General features: G+C 46.9%; 2 protein-coding genes. Both read left to right on the forward strand.

The window, feature by feature from the left end; genetic code table 11:
• The coding region (locus B3182_RS07515; RefSeq protein WP_292752185.1) for an efflux RND transporter permease subunit at positions 1–3,112 on the forward strand (3,112 nt) is incomplete at its 5' end.
• Positions 3,109–3,574 (forward strand): response regulator transcription factor (locus B3182_RS07520; RefSeq protein WP_292752187.1); only part of this gene is annotated, 466 nt, incomplete at its 3' end. The genes B3182_RS07515 and B3182_RS07520, both read left to right, overlap by 4 nt.

Raw genomic sequence — 3,574 nt, forward strand, 5'->3', positions numbered from 1 at the left:
CAATCCGGTCGCCGCCAATTTATTAATGTTAGTGGTGATTATCCTCGGCTTAATGTCGGTGGGTGATCTGCGTAAGGAGGCTTTTCCCAGCAGCGAACCGGACAGCCTGACTATTTCTATTTCCTACGACAGCGGTTCGGCGAAACTGTCCGAGGAAGGTCTGGCAATCAAAATTGAAGAGCAGCTGGAAGGCATCATCGGGATTAAAACCATTACCAGTGAGTCGACTCGCAGTGGGGTCACCGTCACGGTGGAAATGCAGAGTGGTTATGATCTCGACATCCTGATGCGTGATGTAAAAGCGCAGGTGGATGCCATATCGACCTTTCCGACAGAGGCTAAAAATCCTGTTATCAGCAAAGCTGAACGTGAAGAACATGCTATCTGGCTGCAACTCTACGGTGATACCGATCGCCATACCCTGCAGCAACTTGCCGAATCTCTTAAAGCCGATCTACTCACCAAGTCAACCATCAACCGGGTGACCATCTCCGGTTGGCTGGATCCGATGATGATGATCGAAATTGATGATGGCCGTTTGCAATCCTACGGTCTGTCATTAACGGATGTTGAAAATGCGATTAACACCAATTCGTCCACCCCACTAACAGCGGTATTACGTAATGAAAGTATTTATCTGCAGCTTAATGCTTCCGAACAGGCGTATTTAAAGGAGGATTTTGCCAATATCCCGTTACTGACCGGCGATAACGGACAGCAAATCCTGCTAGGTGATGTAGCCGATATTCTTGATAGCTTTGATGATGATACCTCCATATTGTCGAGATTTCAGGCTAAAGAAAGTATCGGGGTTCAGGTGGTGACCACCGGACTGGATGATATCGCCGACTCTGTAGCCGATGCCTATGATGTGGTGGAAGTCTGGCAAAACAGTAATAAATTGCCGGCTCAGGTCGAACTGGCCACCTGGTATGACCGAAGTACCAGCATTATGGATCGTCTGAGTTTATTGATTAAAAATGCACTGACCGGCATCGTGCTGGTGTTTGTGTTGCTTGCAGTATTTTTAAACCTGACTGTCGCCTTCTGGGTAGCAATGGGACTGCCATTTGTATTTCTCGGCACCTTATTTTTTATGGGCGACTCTTATGCCGGTTTATCGCTCAACTCCTTTACCACTTTCGGCTTTTTGATGGCTCTGGGCATTATTGTCGATGATGCGGTGGTGGTCGGTGAAAGTATTTATAGCGTTCGATCCCGGGAAGGTGACACGTTACGTAATACCATTAAAGGTACGATGAGAGTTGCCGTACCCACAATGTTTGGCGTTTTTACCACGGTGGTGGCTTTTTTTGCATTATCACAAATTGAAGGTCGGCTCGGCGAACTCTATTCGCAGTTTGCAGCGGTAGTTGCCATTGCCCTGATGATGTCGTTGGTTGAGTCGAAATTAATTCTACCCGCGCATCTGGCGCATTTAAACACTCATAAAAAACCTTCACAAAACATACTGGCCACTGGATGGCGAAAAGTTCAGCAAGGGGCTGATGGCGGTCTACAGTGGTTTGCTGAAAAAATCTATCAACCGGCCATTGAGTTTGGTTTGCGGTTTCGCTATGGCGTAATAATGGTCTTCATGATGATATTTATCATCGTGTTTTCAATGCCGTTTAATGGCAATATCCGAATGAGTTTCTTTCCATCCATTCCGGGCGATACAGTACGGGCCAGCATTGCCATGCATAAAGATGTCAGCTTTGGTCGCACCCACGAAACCCTGCTGATGATGGAACGCACAGCCTATGAAACCGATAAGGCTCTGCAAGCTGATAAGGATGCAAACACTACCGGTATAGCCAATCTGCAACTGATATCCCAGGCGGATCACAGTGGTGGCGTCACGGTAGAGTTGGCCGAAAATTCACCTTATGATTTGGTTGAGTTTCGCAGAGAATGGGAAAAGCGGGTTGGAATGCCGGAAGCTGTACGCAGTTTACGGATCCAGAGTGGCCGCCAGGCAGATGATGCATTGCGGGTGGAGTTACGTTCCAACGATGATGATGTTCTGACGCTGGCAGGCGCAGAATTGTATAAATTACTGGAACCAATGCCGGGTATTATTGGTTTGGAAGATAATCTGCAACCCGGTCAACCTCAGTTACAACTTAAACTCAATCAGCAGGGCCGTGCATTGGGTCTCAGTACCGATGAACTTGCCAGACAGATCCTGCAGGGCTTTAGCGGACAGGTCGTGCAGCGTTACCAGCGAAACAGCGATGAAATTGAAGTCAAAGTCCGTTACCCGGAAGCAGACCGACAAAACCCCGCTGATGTGTTGAAATCCAGAGTCAGACTGGAGGATGGCACGGTTATTCCGTTATCCAGTGTGGCTGATGTCAGTTATGGCTTTACCCGTGACAGCATTACCCGGATTGATGCCAAGCGAGCCATCTATCTATCCGCTGATGTAGATAAGGATTTACTCTCCATCACCGAATTTGTTGCTCAGTTAAAACGGGATGTTGTACCCCAGCTGGAAGCCAAATATCCAGGTCTGACCATCTATTTTGCCGGTGAAGCGGCGGAACAGGAAGAAACACAATCTTCAATGTTAAATTTGTTTTTACTGGCCATGCTGGGCATTTATATGCTGTTGGCTATACCATTGAAATCCTATATTCAACCGCTTTTAATCATGACCGCTATACCGTTTGGTATTGTCGGCGCTTTACTCGGGCACTGGATGAATGATCTGTCATTGGGAATATTATCGCTCAACGGTATTATCGCTCTGAGTGGTGTTGTGGTGAATGACAGTCTGTTATTGGTCTCAAGATTTAATGATTTAAAACAGGAATATACCGATATACGTCAGGCCATTATGTTATCGGCCAGAGATCGTTTGAGAGCGGTATTACTGACCTCTTTCACCACCTTTGCCGGACTGATGCCATTATTAGGCGAAACGTCCAGGCAGGCACAGTTCCTTATTCCAGCGGCGGTATCATTGGCCTATGGCATTATGTTCGCCACCGTGATTACCTTGATATTGATTCCGTTGTTATTGATGATTCAGCATGATGTGGCGCAATATTTTCATCGTGGTAGCAAAGTGGTATTACCCGCAACAGAACAAGGACCGGCATCATGATTAGTGTATTACTTATTGAAGATGATCTCGATCTGGCGCAAACCGTGATGGATTATCTGCAACTGGAGACCATCAGCTGCGATCATGCCAGTAATGGCGCTGCAGGTCTGAATTTATTAGAACAGAATTATTATGATGTGCTGTTGCTGGATCTGAATCTGCCACGTATTGATGGTTTGACAGTGTGTGAGCGTCTGCGTAGTGAAGGTTCAGATATCCCCGTTTTAATGCTCACTGCCCGCGATCAGCTTATTGATAAACAGGCAGGTTTTGCCGCCGGTACCGACGATTATCTGGTTAAACCGTTTGAACTAAAAGAGCTGGTAATGCGTATTCAGGCATTATCACGCAGACGCAGTGGTCAGACACAATTATTGCGTTGTGGCGATCTGCAAATGAATTTACAGCAACGCCAACTCAGCAGAGCCGATATCAACCTGCATCTATCCCCTATCGGCTGGC

Source organism: Methylophaga sp. UBA4204 (assembly GCF_002379485.1).
In the GTDB taxonomy this organism is placed as follows: Bacteria; Pseudomonadota; Gammaproteobacteria; order Nitrosococcales; family Methylophagaceae; genus Methylophaga.